This window comes from Streptomyces sp. NPDC048191, assembly GCF_040652655.1.
Taxonomy (GTDB): domain Bacteria; phylum Actinomycetota; class Actinomycetes; order Streptomycetales; family Streptomycetaceae; genus Streptomyces.
In genome coordinates this window covers 285,079-302,650 of record NZ_JBEZMO010000002.1, presented here as the reverse complement: position 1 = coordinate 302,650, position 17,572 = coordinate 285,079, and the positions used below count along the sequence as shown (strand labels likewise).

General features: G+C 73.2%; 18 protein-coding genes. 7 read left to right on the top strand and 11 right to left on the bottom strand.

Going from position 1 to position 17,572, the window contains the following annotated elements; genetic code table 11:
* Positions 1-109: 109 nt before the first annotated feature.
* The gene (locus tag AB0D93_RS04395) at positions 110-787 is read right to left on the bottom strand and encodes a hypothetical protein (protein ID WP_362112732.1); all 678 of its coding nucleotides are present in this window, start codon (positions 785-787) and stop codon (positions 110-112) included.
* Between the two features lie 56 nt (positions 788-843).
* Positions 844-1,710, bottom strand: a complete 867-nt coding sequence (locus tag AB0D93_RS04390) for a rhomboid family intramembrane serine protease (RefSeq protein ID WP_362112729.1) — start codon at positions 1,708-1,710, stop codon at positions 844-846.
* 143 nt (positions 1,711-1,853) lie between these two features.
* Here AB0D93_RS04390 and AB0D93_RS04385 point away from each other — a divergent pair, with 143 nt between their 5' ends.
* Positions 1,854-2,579, top strand: coding sequence for a VWA domain-containing protein (locus tag AB0D93_RS04385; RefSeq protein ID WP_362112726.1), 726 nt, complete (start codon positions 1,854-1,856; stop codon positions 2,577-2,579).
* A gap of 18 nt (positions 2,580-2,597) precedes the next feature.
* On the opposite strand, the gene AB0D93_RS04380 is transcribed toward AB0D93_RS04385, so the two are convergent.
* Positions 2,598-3,608, bottom strand: coding sequence for an acyl-CoA dehydrogenase family protein (locus AB0D93_RS04380; protein WP_362112723.1), 1,011 nt, complete (start codon positions 3,606-3,608; stop codon positions 2,598-2,600).
* Positions 3,608-4,747 carry an acyl-CoA dehydrogenase family protein gene (locus AB0D93_RS04375; protein WP_362112720.1) on the bottom strand — a complete coding sequence of 380 codons (1,140 nt, stop codon included), beginning with the start codon at positions 4,745-4,747 and terminating at the stop codon, positions 3,608-3,610. Before AB0D93_RS04375 ends, AB0D93_RS04380 begins: the two co-directional genes overlap by 1 nt.
* Before the next feature lie 60 nt (positions 4,748-4,807).
* Here AB0D93_RS04375 and AB0D93_RS04370 point away from each other — a divergent pair, with 60 nt between their 5' ends.
* Genes AB0D93_RS04370 through AB0D93_RS04360 form a run of 3 tightly spaced genes read left to right on the top strand, consistent with a single transcriptional unit; the run spans position 4,808 to position 7,418 of the window.
* Positions 4,808-5,593, top strand: a complete 786-nt coding sequence (locus AB0D93_RS04370; protein WP_362112717.1) for an SDR family oxidoreductase — start codon at positions 4,808-4,810, stop codon at positions 5,591-5,593.
* A 15-nt stretch (positions 5,594-5,608) separates the two neighbouring features.
* Positions 5,609-6,220 carry a TetR/AcrR family transcriptional regulator gene (locus AB0D93_RS04365; RefSeq protein WP_362112714.1) on the top strand — a complete coding sequence of 204 codons (612 nt, stop codon included), beginning with the start codon at positions 5,609-5,611 and terminating at the stop codon, positions 6,218-6,220.
* 40 nt (positions 6,221-6,260) lie between these two features.
* On the top strand, positions 6,261-7,418 hold the full coding sequence (locus AB0D93_RS04360; RefSeq protein WP_362112711.1) for an acetyl-CoA C-acetyltransferase: 1,158 nt from the start codon (positions 6,261-6,263) through the stop codon (positions 7,416-7,418).
* Here AB0D93_RS04360 and AB0D93_RS04355 read toward each other — a convergent pair.
* Genes AB0D93_RS04355 through AB0D93_RS04340 form a run of 4 tightly spaced genes read right to left on the bottom strand, consistent with a single transcriptional unit; the run spans position 7,402 to position 10,857 of the window.
* The gene (locus AB0D93_RS04355) at positions 7,402-8,463 is read right to left on the bottom strand and encodes a nitronate monooxygenase (RefSeq protein ID WP_362112708.1); all 1,062 of its coding nucleotides are present in this window, start codon (positions 8,461-8,463) and stop codon (positions 7,402-7,404) included. The two genes, AB0D93_RS04360 and AB0D93_RS04355, sit on opposite strands and share 17 nt — an antisense overlap.
* A gap of 4 nt (positions 8,464-8,467) precedes the next feature.
* On the bottom strand, positions 8,468-9,265 hold the full coding sequence (locus AB0D93_RS04350; protein ID WP_362112705.1) for a CoA-transferase: 798 nt from the start codon (positions 9,263-9,265) through the stop codon (positions 8,468-8,470).
* Positions 9,262-10,113 (bottom strand): CoA-transferase, encoded by an 852-nt coding sequence (locus AB0D93_RS04345; protein WP_362112702.1) that lies wholly within the window; start codon positions 10,111-10,113, stop codon positions 9,262-9,264. Before AB0D93_RS04345 ends, AB0D93_RS04350 begins: the two co-directional genes overlap by 4 nt.
* Positions 10,114-10,857, bottom strand: a complete 744-nt coding sequence (locus AB0D93_RS04340) for an enoyl-CoA hydratase family protein (RefSeq protein ID WP_362112699.1) — start codon at positions 10,855-10,857, stop codon at positions 10,114-10,116.
* Between the two features lie 84 nt (positions 10,858-10,941).
* Here AB0D93_RS04340 and AB0D93_RS04335 point away from each other — a divergent pair, with 84 nt between their 5' ends.
* Positions 10,942-11,751, top strand: a complete 810-nt coding sequence (locus tag AB0D93_RS04335; RefSeq protein ID WP_362112696.1) for an SDR family oxidoreductase — start codon at positions 10,942-10,944, stop codon at positions 11,749-11,751.
* 1 nt (position 11,752) lies between these two features.
* Positions 11,753-12,658, top strand: coding sequence for an SDR family oxidoreductase (locus AB0D93_RS04330; RefSeq protein ID WP_362113505.1), 906 nt, complete (start codon positions 11,753-11,755; stop codon positions 12,656-12,658).
* Between the two features lie 106 nt (positions 12,659-12,764).
* Here AB0D93_RS04330 and AB0D93_RS04325 read toward each other — a convergent pair whose 3' ends face one another.
* Entirely contained in the window at positions 12,765-13,247 is a 483-nt protein-coding gene (locus tag AB0D93_RS04325) for a MarR family transcriptional regulator (protein WP_362112693.1), read from the bottom strand.
* A 111-nt stretch (positions 13,248-13,358) separates the two neighbouring features.
* On the opposite strand from AB0D93_RS04325, the gene AB0D93_RS04320 reads away from it, so the two are divergent.
* Positions 13,359-14,798: an MFS transporter gene (locus AB0D93_RS04320; protein WP_362112690.1), complete on the top strand. Its 1,440-nt coding sequence runs from the start codon at positions 13,359-13,361 to the stop codon at positions 14,796-14,798.
* A gap of 28 nt (positions 14,799-14,826) precedes the next feature.
* On the opposite strand, the gene AB0D93_RS04315 is transcribed toward AB0D93_RS04320, so the two are convergent.
* Positions 14,827-15,708, bottom strand: a complete 882-nt coding sequence (locus AB0D93_RS04315; RefSeq protein WP_362112687.1) for a hypothetical protein — start codon at positions 15,706-15,708, stop codon at positions 14,827-14,829.
* A 58-nt stretch (positions 15,709-15,766) separates the two neighbouring features.
* Positions 15,767-17,524 carry a beta-galactosidase family protein gene (locus AB0D93_RS04310; protein WP_362112684.1) on the bottom strand — a complete coding sequence of 586 codons (1,758 nt, stop codon included), beginning with the start codon at positions 17,522-17,524 and terminating at the stop codon, positions 15,767-15,769.
* Positions 17,525-17,572 lie beyond the last annotated feature (48 nt).

The window sequence follows — 17,572 nt, the reverse complement described above, 5'->3', positions numbered from 1 at the left end:
CCCCCGAAGACGTCCCGTACAACGGCGTACGGAACACCGAACGACGCCTGCCCTGTCCCCGACCGGACGCCTGGGCAGGCGTCGTTGCTTTCGGCCTCGGGCCGAGGACTCACTCGTACCAGACGCCGGGAAGGGGCCCGCGCTCGGTGACGGCCCGCACCCCCGGCGGCAGCACGGCCCTGCCCAGATCGCCGCGGATGTGCTGGTACAGCGTGGGCGTGGGCAGGCCGGCGGTCTGGATCCAGCCACGGCCGTGCACATGGCCGGCCGCGATCAGTTCCTCCGCCTGTCCGGGCGGTGCCAGGTCCCTCTGGTACATCTGGCTGATCGTCCGGTCTTCGTCCGCGTGGACGAACCGGGCCGCGTACGCGTAGCGGTCGTCGTTCAGCCACACGTACAGCACGACGGGCTTGTCCAGCACCGTCCGGAACCAGGCCGCGGACCGGTCGGCCAGCTCCTCGACGGCGCCGGTGGCCTCCAGCGCCCAGCCGGAGGGCCGGTCGGTCAGGGTGAACATCTGGTTGTGCAGACGGTCGCCGCGGACGCGGTCGCCGTAGAAGTGCACTCCGACGTCGATCAGGTGGTGCCGGGCACCGGGGTCGCCGAAGGAGAGGCAGGCGACCAGCGAGTCCCAGCCGTCCGACCGCAGGAGCTCACCGTCGACATGGGGCTCGGCCCAGCCGGCGGTGCGCTCGCGCAGGGCGGCCGCGAAGGCGCGCTCGTCGTCGGTGAACTCGAACTCGTCGTCGTCTTCCGGTTCGATGACGAACCAGGGGTGCTCAGCCATGGCCGGAAGCGTACGGTCGGCGACTTCGGCGGGACACCTGGTTTTCCCGGGCCCGCTCAGCTCGTCAGCGAGGAGACCTTCACCCAGGTGAGGACCAGCAGCAGCGTCAGCAGCGCCGCACACACGCCCGCCTGGACCAGGGTGCGCCGGCCGTCGCGGGGCGCGTACGCGTACGCCAGCGCGACCACCGCGCCCGTCAGGAGGCCGCCGAGGTGGGCCTGCCAGGAGGTCGCCCAGGCGGAGATCACCATCCACAGCAGCAGCCCGGCCATGTACTGGTTCACGGCCCGCATGTCGTGCCCGAGGCGGCGGCCCATGACCCAGTACGCGGCGCCCAGGCCGAAGATCGCGCCGGACGCGCCGACCGTGAAGGACGTGGGGGCGAGCAGCAGCACCAGCACCGAGCCGCCCAGCGCCGACAGCAGATACAGCGTCAGACAGCGGACCCGGCCCAGCTGCGCCTCCACCACCCGGCCGATGTTCCACAGCGCGAGCATGTTGAACAGGATGTGCGTGAGGCCGAACGTGCCCTCCCCGGGCGTCAGATGCAGGAACGCGCCGGTCAGCAGCCGGTACCACTCGCCGTGCGCGACGCCCTCCGGGAGGTACCCCGCGGGCACGGTGCCGAGCATGGCGAAGCGGTCCTCGACCGACGGCCGGGCCAGTTCGGCGAGATACGCGAGCACGTTGAGCCCGAGGAGGACGTACGTCACCAGCGGTACGGCGCTGATCCGGCCGCCGAACACGGTGCGTGCCTGCCGCACCGAGCGCGCTCCCTCCTTCACGCACTCCACGCACTGGTGACCGACGGCCGCCTCGCGCATGCAGGACGGACAGATGTAGCGGTCGCAGCGGGTGCAGCGGACATGGGACTCCACCTGCGGATGACGGAAGCAGGTGGTGATGACGGAATCGGCGGCCACGGCCGGCTCCTCGCGGGGGAGAAGGGGGACGGATGGAGCCGGTGGGGTCGGCGGCGAACAAAATAGCGAACTGATGTGACGGGGGCGAGAACCGGGGCGGGTGATCACGTAGGCTCGGCCGTCCGGACAGCCGAGGGGGGACCATGGCCGCGATCAGTCTCAGCAAGGTGGCGGAGACCGCGCCCGCGCTCGTCAGCGCCTACAGGTCGGCCGGAGTGTCGCTCACCAAGCACGGGCTGGACGGGCTGCGCGCCGCCGTCTACCTGGTGGTCGACTACTCCGGCTCGATGAAGCCGTACTACGGGGACGGCAGCGTGCAGACCCTCGCCGACCGGGTGCTCGGCCTGTCCGCACACCTGGACGACGACGGCCGGGTGCCCGTGGTGTTCTTCTCCACGGACGTCGACGCGGTCACCGACATCGCCCTCGACCGGCACGAGGGCAGCGTCGAGCGGATCGTGGCCGGGCTCGGGCACATGGGGAAGACGAGCTACCACGTGGCCATGGACGCCGTCATCGACCACTACCTGGACAGCGGCGCCACCGACCCGGCCCTGGTCGTCTTCCAGACCGACGGCGGCCCGGTCAACAAGCTCGCCGCCGAACGCTATCTGTGCAAGGCGGCCAGGCTCCCGCTGTTCTGGCAGTTCGTCGGCTTCGGCGACCCGGGCAGCCGGCAGTTCGACTTCCTGCGGAAGCTGGACGAGCTGGCCGTGCCCGACCGGCGGATCGTGGACAACGCGGGCTTCTTCCACGCCGGCCACGACCCGCGACGCGTCTCCGACGCCGACCTGTACGACCGGCTCGTCGGCGAGTTTCCGCGGTGGCTGGCGGCCGCACGCGCCGCGGGCGTCGTCCGGCCGGCCTGAGTCGCGCTCCGGCGTCGGTCACCTGCCCCGCCCACGGTCCCACGGCCCCTTGACCGCGTCGTCGAGGACCACCTCCCGGCACTGCTCGGGCGTGCCCCACGCCGCGCGCAGCGCACGGGCCTTGGTCAGCCACAGGGACAGGTCGTACTCCGCGGTGTAGCCGATGGCGCCGTGCAGCTGGAGCGCGGCGCGGGCGGTGGCGTACGCCGCCTCGCACGCCGTGAGCTTCGCCGCGGCCACGTCCGCGGGGTGGAGCGCCACCGCCGCGCCGAGGACCAGGGGGCGGGCGAACTCCAGGGCGATCCTGGCATCGGCGAGGCGGTGCTTGACCGCCTGGAAGGAACCGATGGGGACGCCGAACTGTGTGCGCTGTCCGGCGTACGCGACCGTGCGGTCGAGGAGCGCGAGCCCGGTCCCGAGGGCCTGGGCCGCGGTGGCCAGGCGGGCCCAGAGGAGGGCCCGGTCGAACGGGGGGTCGGGAACGAGGGGTTCGCCGGCCGGGGTGAGCGGGGTCAGGCGGCGCGCGGGGTCGAGGGAGCGGCGTACCGGGCCCGCCGTCGACAGGTACAGGCCGTCGGGCGCGACCGTGAGGCGGAGGGTGGCCGCGTCGCCGTCGAGGGCCTGTCCGGCGAGCGACGGCACGGCACCGGGCGCGGGGCGGGGGAGTGCCGCCACGGTCGCGAGATCCGTGCCCGCCGCGAGCCCCGGCAGGAACCGCCCGGCCTGGGGCGGCGCGCCGAGGAGCACGGCCGCCGTGACCGTCTCCACCAGCGGTCCGGGTACCGCGTGCCGCCCCAACTCCACGAAGGAGAGGGCCAGTTCCACGGGATGCGGTCCCAGCCCGCCGTACTCCTCCGGCACCGCGAGGCCGAACACGCCCGCCTCCGCGATCCGTGACCACAGCGCGCGCCCGCTCGCGTGGTCGCCGCGGCTCCAGTCCCGGATCACCGCCGGGGTGTTCGCGGCCGACAGCATCGCGTGCAGGGAGTCGGTGAAGGCGCGCTGTTCGGCGTCGAGCAGGAAGCGCATCAGCGGCGTCCCTTCGGCAGGCCGAGCAGCCGCTCGGCGACGATGTCCCGCTGGATCTCGTTGGTGCCGGCGTAGATCGGCCCGGCGAGCGAGAACACATACCCCTCGGACCAGGTGGTGCCGGCGAACTCGCCCTCCTCTCCGAGCAGGTCCAGCGCCGTCTCGTGCAGCGCGAGGTCCAGCTCGGACCAGAAGACCTTGTTCATGCTGGATTCGGGGCCGAGTTCCGCACCGGCCAGGAAGCGGGAGGCGGCCGCGTAGGTGAACAGCTGGTAGGCGCGGGCGCCGATCAGGGCGTCGGCCACCCGGGCTCGGGCGTGCTCCGGGCAGCCGCGCGAGCGCCACAGCTCTGCCAGCCGGTGCGCCGAGGCGAGGAAGCGGCCCGGCGGGCGCAGGGTGAGCCCGCGTTCGTTGCCCGCCGTGGACATCGCGATCCGCCAGCCCCGGCCGGGCTCGCCGATCACGTCCTCGTCCGGCACGAACACGTCGTCCAGGAACAGCTCCGCGAAGGCCGGCTTGCCGTCCAGGCGGCCGATCGGGCGGACCGTGACCCCCGGCGCCCGCAGGTCGAACATCAGATACGTGAGCCCCTGGTGCGGCTTCGGCGCCGCGGGATCGCTGCGGAACAGGCCGAAGGCCCTGTCGGCGAAGGCCGCCCGCGACGACCAGGTCTTCTGCCCCCGCAGGAGCCAGCCGCCGTCCGTCCTGACCGCCCTGGACGTGAGCGAGGCCAGGTCGGAGCCCGCCTCCGGCTCGGACCAGGCCTGGGCCCAGACCACCTCGCCGGTGGCCATCGGCGGCAGCACACGCGCGCGTTGCTCCCGCGTGCCGTGGTCGAAGAGCGTCGGTGCGAGCAGGCTGATCCCGTTCTGGCCGACGCGGCCCGGCGCGCCCGCCGCCCAGTACTCCTCCTCGAAGACCAGCAAGCGCAGCAGCCCCGCGTCCCGGCCGCCGTACTTCTCCGGCCAGGACACCACCGACCAGCGGTCCGCGGCCAGTTCGGCCTCCCAGGCGCGGTGGGCCGCAAAACCCTCCGCCGTCTCCAGGGAGGGCAGCGGCGTGCGCGGCACATGCGCGGCGAGCCAGGCCCTGGCCTCGGCGCGGAACTCCTCGTCGGCCTCGGAGTGCGACAGGTCCACCGCCGGCACCTTCTTCCCTCGACCTTCCCTAACAAGTGTTTGGTAGGTTAGCGTGGCCCCATGACAGGCGTCGAGAGCCCGGCCTACGTACCCGGGCACGGACTGCTCCGGGGCCGCACCGCCGTCATCACCGCGGCGGCCGGCGCCGGCATCGGAGGCGCGACCGCGCGCCGCTTCCTCGAGGAGGGCGCGCACGTCGTCATCAGCGACGCGCACACGCGCCGGCTGAAGGAGTACGAGGCCGAACTGGGCCGCAGGTTCCCGGGCCGGGTGACGGCCGTGCCCTGCGACGTCACCGACGAGGGGCAGGTGCGCGCCCTGTTCGAGACGGCGGTGGACGAGCACGGGCGGCTGGACGTCGTCGTCAACAACGCGGGCCTGGGCGGCACTTCGCAGCTGGTCGACATGACCGACGAGCAGTGGTCCCGGGTGCTGGACGTCACCCTCAACGGCACCTTCCGGTGCACCCGCGCCGCCCTGCGTGCCCTGCGCGAGACCGGGAGCGGTGTGATCGTCAACAACGCCTCCGTCGTCGGCTGGCGCGCCCAGGCCGGTCAGGCGCACTACGCCGCCGCCAAGGCCGGCGTGATGGCCCTGACCCGGTGCGCGGCGATCGAGGCCGCCCCCTACGGCGTGCGGGTCAACGCGGTCGCCCCGAGCCTCGCCATGCACCCCCACCTGGCGAAGGTCACCTCGGCCGAGCTCCTCCACGAGCTGACCGGACGGGAGGCCTTCGGGCGGTACGCGGAGCCCTGGGAGGTGGCCAACGTGATCGTGTTCCTGGCCTCCGGCTACTCCTCGTACATGACCGGCGAGGTCGTCGCCGTCAGCAGCCAGCACGCCTAGGACCAGAATGGGTGTGTGCCGACCAAGAAGAAGCCCCAGGTGACCGCGGCAGCGGCCCGGCGCGGCGAACTCCTCAGCACCGCTGCCGAGGTCTTCGCCGAGCACGGCTACAACGCCACCACCGTCCGCCGGATCGCCGACCACGCCGGGATGCTCGCGGGCAGCCTCTACTACCACTTCGACTCCAAGGAGTCGATGCTCGAGGAGATCCTGCGGACCTTCCTCGACGAGCTGTGGGACGGCTACGACACCGTCCTCGCCGCCGGACTCGGGCCCCGCCAGACGCTGGAGGCGCTCGTCACCGAGTCCTTCCGGGAGATCGACCGGCACCGCGCGGCCGTGGCGATCTACCAGAAGGAGAGCAGACAACTCGTCGCCCAGGACCGGTTCGCGTTCCTCGCCGAGTCCCAGCGCCGGTTCGAGCAGGCGTGGCTCAGCACGCTGGAACGCGGAGTCGCCGAGCGTGCCTTCCGCGCCGACCTCGACGTCCGCCTCACCTACCGGTTCGTGCGCGACACCGTGTGGGTCGCCGCCTCCTGGTACCGGCCCGGCGGACAGCACACCCCGGAGGAGATCGCCCGCCAGTATCTGTCGATGGTGCTGGACGGGATCGCCGTACGCGAGTGACACCGTTCGCACAACACCCCTTTCCTGTGAGGGAGTCGCCATGGCAGAGGCCTACATCGTCGAAGCGGTCCGCACACCCGTCGGGCGGCGCGGGGGAGGGCTGAGCGCGGTCCACCCGGCCGACCTGGGCGCGCATGTGCTGAAGGCTCTGGTGGAGCGGACCGGGATCGACCCGGCCGCCGTGGAGGACGTGGTCCTCGGCTGTCTCGACGCGGTCGGGCCGCAGGCCGGGGACATCGCCCGCACCTGCTGGCTGGCCGCCGGGCTGCCCGAGGAGGTGCCGGGCGTGACCGTCGACCGGCAGTGCGGCTCCTCGCAGCAGGCCGTGCACTTCGCCGCGCAGGCCGTGCTGTCCGGCACCCAGGACCTGGTGATCGCCGGCGGGGTGCAGAACATGTCCCTGATCCCGATCGCCTTCGCCTCCCGTCGGGCCGCCGAGCCCCTGGGGCTGACCGACGGCCCCTTCCTGGGCAGCACCGGCTGGCGCGCCCGCTACGGCGACCAGCCCGTCAACCAGTTCAGCGGCGCGGAGATGATCGCCGCCAAGTGGGGCATCGGCCGCGAGGAGCAGGAGGAGTTCGCCCTGCGCTCGCACCGGCGCGCGATCCGGGCCGTGGACACCGGCCGCTTCGACCGCGAGACCGTCCCCTACGGCCAGGTCGCCGTCGACGAGGGCCCGCGCCGGGACACCTCCCTGGAGAAGATGGCCGCACTGAAACCCGTCGTCGACGGCGGCACCATCACCGCCGCCTGCTCGTCCCAGGTCTCCGACGGCGCCGCCGCCCTGCTGCTCGCCTCCGAGCGGGCCGTACGCGACCACGGACTGCGTCCGCGCGCCCGCGTCCACCATCTCTCCGTGCGCGGCGAGGACCCGATCCGCATGCTCTCGGCACCGATCCCGGCCACCGCGCACGCCCTGCAGAAGACCGGCCTGACCATCGACGCCATCGACCTCGTGGAGATCAACGAGGCCTTCGCCCCGGTCGTCCTCGCCTGGCTGCGGGAGACCGGTGCCGACCCCGGGAGGGTCAACGTCAACGGCGGCGCGATCGCCCTCGGCCACCCCCTCGGCGCGACCGGCGTCCGGCTGATGACGACCCTCCTGCACGAACTGGAGCGCACCGGCGGCCGCTTCGGCCTGCAGACCATGTGCGAGGGCGGCGGCCAGGCCAATGTGACGATCATCGAACGGCTCTGAGCCGCGCCAGTGCCTCCAGCACCTCCTCCGCCTCCTTCACGATCCGCTCCACCAGCTCCGCGCACGACGGCAGGTCGTCGATCACCCCGGCGACCTGCCCGGACGCCATCACCCCGAGGTCCGTACGTCCGTCCACCATCGCGGACTTCAGCAGCATCGGCGTGTTCGCGGCCAGCAGTACCTGACTCCAGGACAGCTCCTTGCCGTGCCTGAGCGCGAGACCGTCCCGGACCAGCTGCCGCCACGTCAGCCCCGACAACCGCCGGAAACCGGCCGCCTTCCGCAGGGCGTGCGCCAGGACCCGTATCCGGCCCGACCGCTCCAGCGTGTCCACCAGGTCCGTGCGCAGCATCCGGTGCGGCAGGCCGTCCACCGCCCGGGTCACCGTGACGTCCCGGACCGTCGCCGCCAGATAGCGGGCCTTCACCGCCTCCGGCACGGCCGAGTCCGAGGTGAGCAGGAACCGTGTGCCCATCGCCACCCCGGCCGCCCCGTACGCCAGCGCCGCCACCAGGCCCCGCCCGTCGAAGAAGCCGCCCGCCGCCACGACGGGTATGTCCACCGCGTCCACCACCTGCGGCAGCAGCACGCTCGTGGCCACCTCACCGGTGTGCCCGCCGCCCTCGCCGCCCTGCACGATCACCGCGTCCGCGCCCCATCCGGCCACCTTCTCGGCGTGCCGGCGCGCCCCCACGGACGGGATGACGATCACCCCCGCCCCCTTCAGCCGCGCGATCAGCTCGCGCGAGGGGGCCAGGGCGAAGGAGGCCACCCCGACGCCCTCCGCCAGCATGATCTCCACCCGGTCGGCCGCGTCGCCCGCGTCGGCCCGCAGATTCACCCCGAACGGCGCGTCGGTACGGGACCTCACCTCCCGTATCGCCTCACGCAGCCGGTCCGGCGTCATCGTCGCCGAGGCCAGGATGCCGAGCGCGCCCGCGTTCGCCGCCGCCGAGACCAGCCGAGGGCCGGCCACCCAGCCCATCCCGGTCTGCACGATCGGGTGCCGTACCCCGACCAGCCGGGTGAGGGCGGTCTCCCTCATCCCCTCACCCCCTCGCGGGCTCGGGCACCTCACGCGCCCGTGCCCCGTCCGGGTCCAGCACCTCACGGATCAGCCGCAGTTCCGCCGCCTCGGGCTCCCGGGTGCGGGGCACCCCGTCCGGCACGGCGAGCTCGAAGCCCGTGGCCTCCCGCACCTGCTCCACGCTCACGCCCGGGTGCAGCGAGGCGAGCCGCATCGAGCGGTCCGGGGTGGCAAAGTCGAAGACACCGAGGTCGGAGACGACCCGGACGAGGTCGTGGAACCGGGCCGAGGAGCCCAGGGCGGCCGCCCGGTCGTACCCCACCCCGCACACCATGTCCACGCGCTCCACGAACACCCGCCTGGAGTGCCGCGGGATCCAGTAACTCGTCGGATTGTTGAGGGTGTTGAGGGGCGCCCCGCGCACCCCGAGAAGCTGCCGGCGCGGGTGCGCCCAGTCGCCGACGCAGGAGATGTTCTGGTTGCCGTAGCGGTCGATCTGGCTCGCGCCCATCATCACGTGCCGGCGACCGCCCGCCACCAGCTCCAGGTGCTGCCGGTACGGCAGCCAGCCCTCGGGCGTGCCGTCCGGGCGGACCAGCAGGGCCTCGCCGTCGGTCAGCAGCAGATCCGGCGCGAAGGTGAGCCGGGCCAGCCGCGCGCCCAGGGAGGGGATCCGGCCCATCGGGCTGGCCAGGATCTCCCCGGCGCCGCGCCAGGCGTCGGCGCAGGCGATCACGCAGTACTCGGCGCGGGTGGGCGGGGGCAGGGGGGCGTGCGTGGGCGGGTCGGGCGGGACGGGTGGGGTGCGGGTGTCCTTCATCGTCCCTCCTCCGTCCGCCACGTCCGGACCGCCGCCCGGTAGGCGCCCTCGTCGCCGCGGAGGAACCGGTCGGCGAACTCCGGCCAGGGCGTGGACGCGTACAGCCGCTGGAACGCCTCGTCCCTGCCGTAGTCCGGCGCGCAGGAGGTGAAGTGCGCGCCGTTCGGGGCCTGAACCACGCCGGTCACCGCGAGCCGTTTCAGGACCAGCGACTGCAGGGGCGCCTCCTTGGTCAGCTCGGCGGTGTCCACGATCCGCTCGCACGAGACGTAGGCCGCGTCCGCCGCCTCGCAGAACAGGTCGTCGAAGTACGGGTCCGGGCCCAGACACTGGCCGTTGCCCAGCCGGTCGGCGCGGTCCACGTGCACCAGGGCCGCGTCCATCCGCAGGGCGGGCATGGCCACGAACGTCTCCCCGTCCTCGTACGGCGAAGTGACCGTCCGCAGGCCGGGGTTGACGCGCATGACGTCCGAGCCGAGTCCCGCTCGCACCGGCACGAAGGGCAGCCGGTGCGCCGCCGCCCTGAGGCCCCACTGGAACATCCCCTCGTCGACCTCCGTCAGCTCGAAGGCCGCCCGCTCACGTGCCGCGCGATAGTGCGGTTCCAGCGGGATGGAGTCGAGCGTGACGAAGGCGGTGACCAGCCTGCGGATCCGGCCGGCCGCGGCCAGCATCCCGACGTCCGGGCCGCCGTACGACACGACCGTGAGCTCCCTGACCGATGTCCGCAGCAGCGCTCTGACCAGCGCCATCGGCTTGCGGCGGGAACCCCAGCCGCCGATGCCGAGGGTCATGCCGCTCTCCAGCCGGGAGACCACCTCGTCGGCGGTCATCGTCTTGTCGCCCATCTACGTGCCCTCCTTGCCGAACGTGTCGCGGACCCGGTCGGCCAGTCCGCTGAGGTTGGCCTCGAAGGTGAAGCCCTGTTCGAAGCGGTAGCTGCGGCGCACGTCGACCGGGTCGATGCCGTTGATGGCGGCCTTGGCCATGCGCAGCAGCCGTCCGTCCTTGGCGGCGATCTCGCGGGCCAGCTCCAGTGCCGCCGCCCGCAGCCCGGCGCGCGGCACCACGCGCCACACCGAGCCGTGCCGGTGCAGTTCCCCGGCGCTCGCCGTGCGCCCCGTGTAGTACAGGGCGCGCATCAGGTGCTGCGGGACCAGCCGGGCCAGGTGGGTCGCGGCCCCCAGCGCGCCCCGGTCCAGCTCGGGCAGCCCGAAGACGGCGTCCTCGCTCGCCACGATGGCGTCCGCGTTGCCCGCCAGGCCCATCCCGCCGCCCAGGCAGAAGCCCTGCACCGCCGCGACGACCGGGACCGCGCACTCGTAGACCGCGGCGAAGGCCTCGGCGCAGCCGTGGTTGGCGCCGATCAGCGCCTCCTGTCCCCGCGCCTGTATCTCCTTGATGTCCACGCCCGCGTTGAACCCGCGACCCTCCGCGGCGAGCACCACGCACCGGACACCGGCGTCGCGGCCGGACTCGAGCAGGGCGTCGGCCAGGGCGAACCAGCCGGACACCGGCAGCGCGTTCACCGGCGGGAAGTCGACGGTGACCACGGAAATCCCTTTTTCCGGGGACGAACGGGAGACACCCATGGGCGCATCAGCTACCTTTCCACCAAACATTTGTTAGGTGCGAGCTTCGAAGCTAGCAGTCGGCACAGACGAGCGGGAGGGCCTGTGGACAACTCGGCGGCGCACCCTGTGGACAACGTGTCGCGCGCGAGGACCGTGGTCGTCACCGGCGGCACCCGGGGGGTCGGGGCCGGGATCGCCCGGGCGTTCGCCGAGACCGGTGCCAGGGTCCTGGCCTGCGCCCGAAGACCGCCCGAACGTCCGCTGAAGGGCGTCGAGTTCAGCCCGCTCGACCTGCGCGACCCGCTCGCCGTCCAGGCCTTCTTCGCCGCGCTGCCCCGGCTCGACGTGCTCGTCAACAACGCGGGCGGCACCCCGTACCGGCGGCTCGCGGACGCCGGCGCCGAACGGCACGCCAGGGTCGTCGAGCTGAACCTGATCGCCCCGCTGACCGCGTCCCTCGCCGCGTACGAGCACCTGCGGCGCAGCCGCGGCTCGGTCGTGATGATCGGCAGCGTCAGCGGCGGCCGGCCCTCACCCGGCTCGGCCGCCTACGGCGCGGCCAAGGCGGGCCTCGCGAACCTGGCCGCCTCCATGGCCGTGGAGTGGGCCCCGGAGGTCCGCGTCAACACGCTCGTGGTCGGCATGGTCCGCACCGAGCTGTCGCATCTGCACTACGGCGGACCGGACGGCATCGCCGCCGTCTCCCGCACCGTCCCACTGGGCCGGCTGGCCGTCCCCGACGACGTCGGCGCCGCCGCCGTCTTCCTCGCCTCCGACGCGGCGGCCTACATCACCGGAGCCAGTCTGCACGTGCACGGCGGCGGGGAGCGCCCCGCCTTCCTGGACGCCACAACCGCCCACCGTGAACCGCCCGTCGGGAGGAGTGACCGGGACCATGACAGGGGGAAGTGAGATGAGCGGAATCTGCGCAGGCCGGGTCGTCGCCGTCACCGGGGCCGGCCGCGGGCTGGGCCGCGCCCATGCCCTCGCCTTCGCCGCCGAGGGAGCCCGGATCGTCGTCAACGACCTGGGTGTCGCACTGGACGGGGCGCCCGGCGCGGAGAGCCCCGCCCAGGCGGTCGTCGCCGAGATACGGGCGGCCGGCGGCGAGGCGGTCGCCCACGGCGGCGACATCGCCACGACCGACGGCGCCGCCTCCCTCATCGGCACCGCCCTGGAGGCGTACGGCCGGCTCGACACGCTGGTCAGCAACGCCGGTTTCCTGCGCGACCGGATGCTGGTCAACCTCGACGAGGACGACTGGGACGCCGTGCTCCGCGTCCACCTCAAGGGCCACTTCCTGCCCCTGAAACACGCCGCCGCGCACTGGCGGGCCGAGGCCAGGGCGGGGCGCGTCCCCGAGGCCCGGATCGTCCACACCAGCAGCGGCGCTGGACTGCTGGGCTCGGTCGGGCAGGGCAACTACAGCGCCGCCAAGGCCGGAATCGTCGGGCTGACCCTGGTCGCGGCGGCCGAACTGGCCCGCTACGGCGTCCAGGTCAACGCCGTCGCGCCCGCCGCCCGCACCCGCATGACGGAACGCGTCTTCGCGGCGACCATGGCCGCCCCGGTCGCCGGCTTCGACGCCATGGCGCCCGGGAACGTCTCCCCGCTCGTGGTCTGGCTGGGCTCGGCCGCGAGCGCGGGGGTGACCGGCAGGGTCTTCGAGGCGGAGGGCGGCCGGATCACGGTCATGGAGGGCTGGCGGCCCGGACCGACCGTGGACAAGGGGGCGCGGTGGACGCCGGCCGAGGCGGGGGACGCGGCACGCGAGCTGCTGGCCGCGGCGGAACCCCCCGGGGCGGTCTACGGCGCCTGAGGGCCTGTCGTTCGGATCACGCCGCAGACGGCGCCGATCAGCCCCGGCGCTGTCCTGCGACCGGGGAGATCCGCCGGCCGCGGACAGGGGCCGGCGGTGGGGCGGTTCAGTCGGCCAGGCGGGCCACGGCCGCGCGCTGGCGCTCGCTCATCACGGACAGGAACCGGATCACTGTCCGCAACTCGTCGGCGCTGAACTCCTCGCAGGCCTCGACGATGTCCCCCGCCCAGTCCTCGAAGAACACGGCGAGCTCGTCGAGCTTGTCCCGGTCCAGTTCGACCAGCACCCGGCGCTTGTCCGTCGGGTGCTTGGCACGGTGGACAAAACCCTTGGTCTCCAGCCGGTCGAGCAGCCCCGTGACGGAGGCGGGGGCGAGCCCGGTCAGCTCGGCGAGGTCCTTAGCGGTGAGTGGCCCGTGCCGCTGGAGGAGGTCGAGGGTCTTCTCCTCCGTCGCGTTCAGCCCCTGCTTGGCGGCGACCGCCGAGTGGAACATGACCGTGACCCCGCTGTGGACCCGCCCCACCTCCATGAGCTGTCGCAGCGTCTCGGACCGCGCCGCCTCGTCCCGCTTCTCTTCTGCCTTGGCCATGCGCCCAGCCTAACAAAAATTTCGTTCGGTCGAACTAATGACTTGCGGAGCAGCTCTCCCGGATGCAACTCTTTCGTTAGGTCGAACGAAAGAAACCTGGAGGGGATCCTCATGTCCGCAACGCTCACCGAACCCGCCGACACCGCGGCGGAACCCCATCCGCGCCGCTGGGCCGCCGCCGTCGTGATGATGATCGCGGCGCTCATGGACCTGCTGGACGGCACGATCGTCAACGTGGCGGTGCCGTCCATCAGCCGTGATCTGCACGCCTCGCCGAGCGACCTGCAATGGACGGTCTCCGCCTATCTGCTCGGCTTCGCCGCCGCCCTGATCGTCTCCGGCCACCTCGGCGACCGCATCGGCCGCCGCCCGCTCTTCCTCGCCGGGACGGCCGGCTTCGGACTGGCCGGTCTCGCCTGCGGGATCGCCCAGTCACCGGGCCAGCTGATCGCCGCTCGCGCGGTGCAGGGCGTCCTCGCGGCCGTGCTGGTGCCGCAGGTGATCGGCTCGTTTCGCACCCTCTTCCAGGGCAGGGAACGCGGGGCCGCCTTCGGGATGTACGGCGCCGTCGCCGGGTTCGCCTCGGCCGTCGGGCTGTTGCTCGGCGGGGTGCTCACGGACGCCGACCTGTTCGGCTGGGGCTGGCGCTCGGTGTTCCTGGTGAACGTGCCGGTGGCCGTGGTGACCTTCGTCGGCGGGCTGCTGCTGGTCCCGGCCACACGCGAGCGGTCGGCGGGCCGGCCGGACGTCCTGGGCAGCCTGGTGCTGGCCGGCGGTCTGGTCGCGATCGTGCTGCCGCTGGTGCAGGGCCGCGAGAACGGCTGGCCGCTGTGGGGCTGGGTCTGCCTCGGGGCGGGTGTCGTGGCCGTGGCGGGGCTCGGGGCGTACGAGGCCCGGCGGCACCGGCCCGGGACCGTGCCGCTGCTGCCCGCGCGCGCCTTCCGGCTCCCCGCGTTCTCCGTCGGCGTGCTCGTCCAGCTGCTCTTCTCCGTCGGCATGCAGGGCTTCTTCCTCGTCTTCGCGGTGTGGCTGCAGTCCGGGGAGCGGTACACGCCGATGCAGGCCGGGCTGGTGACGGTCGCCTTCTCGGCCGGCGGTTTCCTCACCGCACCGGCCGCGGACGGGCTCGCCGTACGGTACGGGCGGCTGGTGCTCGGCGCCGGGGCGCTGATGATGGCGGGCGGCTTCGGCTGGGTGGGCGCCGTCGTCGACGGCGCGCCGGCCGTGCACGCCGGGGCGTGGCCGCTGGTGCCGGGGCTGGTCATCGCCGGGGCGGGGCTCGGGTTCCTGGTGGTGCCGCTGGTGAACGTGGTGCTGTCGGCGGTGCCGGGGGAGTTGGCCGGTGGGGCGTCGGGGATCTTCTCCACGGCTCAGCAGTTCGGGGGAGCGGTGGGCGCCGCCGTCGTCGGCACGGTGTTCTTCGGGGCCGTGGGGAAGGGGATGACCGGGGCGCTGGGGCATGCGATGCCGTGGGTCGTGGGGGCGTTCGTGGTGTGCGGGGCGTTGTGCGCGGCGCTTCCCCGGCGGGCGGTGTCCGAGGACCTGGGCTGAGTCTCCGCACAGGAGACGGCTCGTGAACCTAGGTGTCGCACTCCAGCACCGTCCGGCACAACCCGCACCGCGCCCGTACGCGTCCCTTCACCGGTACCCGGATCCGCTGGTGGCAGGTGGGGCAGGGGAAGGAGACGCGGAGGTGGCCGGCGGGGTCGGGGGCGAAGGCGTAGGGCGCCTCCGGTGCGACGGCGGGCGCGTGCCGGCGGTCGTGGGCGTAGCGGCGCCGGCCCGCCCAGCCGGCCCCGGTCAGCGGCGGCTGCTGCTCGTCCCGGCGGGCCCGGGCCATTCCCTTGCCGTACGCCTCGTAGGCCTGCGGGCTGGTGAACCACACTGAGGGGTCCTCGTGGAACAGCAGCGCCCGCTTGGCCAGGACGTAACCGAACTCCTCCGGGGTGAGGTACCCGAGCTTCTGCGAGGAGACCCCGTCCTCCCGGAAGGCGTCCAGCAGCAGCCAGCCGGCGCCGAGGTACGTCGTCACCGTGTCCGTCAGGATCTCGTTCTCCGCCGTGGTGGGAAAGGACAGGTCCAGGCGGTGCAGGTAGACGTGCGCCACCTCGTGGGCGAGCGCCGCGCCGATGTCCCTGCGGTGGGTGCGGAAACGGTCGTTCAGTTCCACGAAGTACTCGGGGCCCGCCGCCAGTTCGACGTTCGCCGCGTGCGTCATCTCCCGGAAGCCGACGATCAGCCGCGCGTCCGGCAGCCGGAAGTGCCGCACGATCTCGCGGGCCACCCGCTGCGCGCCCAGGTGCAGGTCGTCGGTGTCGCAGAAGGCCACGTCGGCGGGGGCCAGGCTGGTCGCGAACGTCTGGACGGTGTCGCGGGACAGGCGCTTGTACAGCGCGGTGATGGCGGCCCGCACCGTCTCCAGGTGCGGGTAGCCGTGCTGGACCGGTCCGCCGTTCGCCACGTCCGCACCCCCAAAGACGCCGGAAACCCCCTCCACTGTAGGCGGGACGGACGGCCGGTCACACAGGCAGCAGGCGCGGAGCCGGGTGGTCCGGGTCGGTGTCCTGCAGTTCCAGGATCCAGACCTCGTTCCCGCCCTCCCGCAGCACCGGGCCGGGCACGTACAGGGTCCGCTGGGGGCCCACCGACCAGTAGCGGCCCAGGTTGAAGCCGTTGATCCAGACGAAGCCGCGTGTCCGGCCGGGCAGCTCCAGCCGGGCGTCACCCGCGCCGCGGACCGTGACGGTGCCCCGGTACAGCCCCCGCCCGCCCTCCTCGGGCAGCGCGTCGAACGGCACCCGCTCCACACCGCCGCAGAACGCGTCCAGATCCAGGCCACGCGCGCGTACCCCGTGCAGAAACTGCCGCTCGTGCAGGATGCCGCCGGTGATCCCCTTCGCCTCGCCGAAGCGCGGCCCGTAGTTCACCCGCCCGAGGGACTCCACCCACAGCTCCACGTGCGCGGGGCCGGCGACGGGCTCCCTCAGCCGCGGTTCCTCCTCGGTGAGCACCCCGGCCCGCTCGCCGTCGACGTGGACCACCGCGAGGTCCCGCAGCCCCCGCGCGGTCAGTGGGCACGGCTGCCGGGGGCCGGGCACGTCCACCTCGTAGCGCACCAGGCCCCGGGTGACGTGCAGTTCCTCGAAGGTGGGCGGCAGGGGTGCGACTCGCTCCTCGCCGCCCAGTGTCTCCAGGACATTCCCCAGGGACGCCCAGCCGTCGAGCGTCACCTCCGCGGGGCCGCCCAACGGGGCGGGCATCGGGGGCAGTTCGGGCAGGGGGCCGCGGTGGTACTCGGCCAGCACCTCGCGGAAGCGCCAGAACTTCTCCGTCGGGCGGCCGTACTCGTCCACGGGGGCGTCGTAGTCGTACGAGGTCACGTCCGGCTCCAGAGGGCCCTCGCGCAGCGCGCCGCCGCCCCGGTTGGCGCCCGCCCAGCCGCCGAAACTCGTGCCGCCGTGCGCCATGTAGAGGTTGACCGACGCCCCGCACTCCAGGATCTCCCGCAGGGCCCCGGCGGCCTCCACGGGGTCACGGACGACGTGCTCGCCGGACCAGTGGTCGAACCAGCCGCACCAGAACTCCATGCACATCAGCGGGCCCTCGGGGCGGTGGCGGCGCAGCGTCTCGAAGGCCACGCGCGCGTGGGAGCCGAAGTTCACCGTGGCGAGCACCCCGGGCAGCGAACCGCCGGTCAGCATGTGGTCCTCGGGGCCGTCCGAGGTGAACAGCGGGACCGTGACCCCCTCGGCACGCAGCAGGGCGGCCAGCTCCCGCAGATGGCCGGTGTCACTGCCGTAACTGCCGTACTCGTTCTCGACCTGCACCAGGACCACCGGGCCGCCGCGGTCGATCTGCCGGGGCACGATCTCGTGCATCAGATGGTGGAACCAGTGCTCCACACGGGACAGATACCGCTCGTCACGCGTGCGCACGCGCGCGCCCGCCTCGCCCGTCACCCAGGGCGGCAGTCCGCCGTTCTCCCACTCGGCGCAGATGTAGGGGCCCGGCCGCACGATCGCCCACAGGCCCTCCTCCCGCACCGCGTCCAGGAACCGGCCGAGCGCCTGCACGTCCCGGTAGCGGCCCGGGGCCGGCCAGTGCAGGTTCCAGGGAACGTACGTCTCCACGCAGTTCAGGCCCATCGCCCGCAGCATCGCCAGCCGGTGCCGCCAGTGCCCCTCGTGCACCCGGAAGTAGTGCAGCGCCCCAGACAGCAGACGCACCGGCCGGCCGTCCAGCAGGAAGTCGGATTCCCCCACCGCGAACTCGCTCATGCGCCCCAGCCTCACCCCTTCCGGCGATCGGCGCCATGGACGAAGATC

What these genes read in the sequence shown, in the direction of transcription:
- AB0D93_RS04395 (WP_362112732.1), bottom strand. Translation starts at nt 787, where the DNA reads ATGGCTGAGCACCCCTGGTTCGTCATCGAACCGGAAGACGACGACGAG.
- AB0D93_RS04385 (WP_362112726.1), top strand. Translation starts at nt 1,854, where the DNA reads ATGGCCGCGATCAGTCTCAGCAAGGTGGCGGAGACCGCGCCCGCGCTC.
- AB0D93_RS04380 (WP_362112723.1), bottom strand. Translation starts at nt 3,608, where the DNA reads ATGCGCTTCCTGCTCGACGCCGAACAGCGCGCCTTCACCGACTCCCTG.
- AB0D93_RS04370 (WP_362112717.1), top strand. Translation starts at nt 4,808, where the DNA reads ATGACAGGCGTCGAGAGCCCGGCCTACGTACCCGGGCACGGACTGCTC.
- AB0D93_RS04360 (WP_362112711.1), top strand. Translation starts at nt 6,261, where the DNA reads ATGGCAGAGGCCTACATCGTCGAAGCGGTCCGCACACCCGTCGGGCGG.
- AB0D93_RS04355 (WP_362112708.1), bottom strand. Translation starts at nt 8,463, where the DNA reads ATGAGGGAGACCGCCCTCACCCGGCTGGTCGGGGTACGGCACCCGATC.
- AB0D93_RS04350 (WP_362112705.1), bottom strand. Translation starts at nt 9,265, where the DNA reads ATGAAGGACACCCGCACCCCACCCGTCCCGCCCGACCCGCCCACGCAC.
- AB0D93_RS04345 (WP_362112702.1), bottom strand. Translation starts at nt 10,113, where the DNA reads ATGGGCGACAAGACGATGACCGCCGACGAGGTGGTCTCCCGGCTGGAG.
- AB0D93_RS04340 (WP_362112699.1), bottom strand. Translation starts at nt 10,857, where the DNA reads ATGGGTGTCTCCCGTTCGTCCCCGGAAAAAGGGATTTCCGTGGTCACC.
- AB0D93_RS04330 (WP_362113505.1), top strand. Translation starts at nt 11,753, where the DNA reads ATGAGCGGAATCTGCGCAGGCCGGGTCGTCGCCGTCACCGGGGCCGGC.
- AB0D93_RS04325 (WP_362112693.1), bottom strand. Translation starts at nt 13,247, where the DNA reads ATGGCCAAGGCAGAAGAGAAGCGGGACGAGGCGGCGCGGTCCGAGACG.
- AB0D93_RS04320 (WP_362112690.1), top strand. Translation starts at nt 13,359, where the DNA reads ATGTCCGCAACGCTCACCGAACCCGCCGACACCGCGGCGGAACCCCAT.
- AB0D93_RS04310 (WP_362112684.1), bottom strand. Translation starts at nt 17,524, where the DNA reads ATGAGCGAGTTCGCGGTGGGGGAATCCGACTTCCTGCTGGACGGCCGG.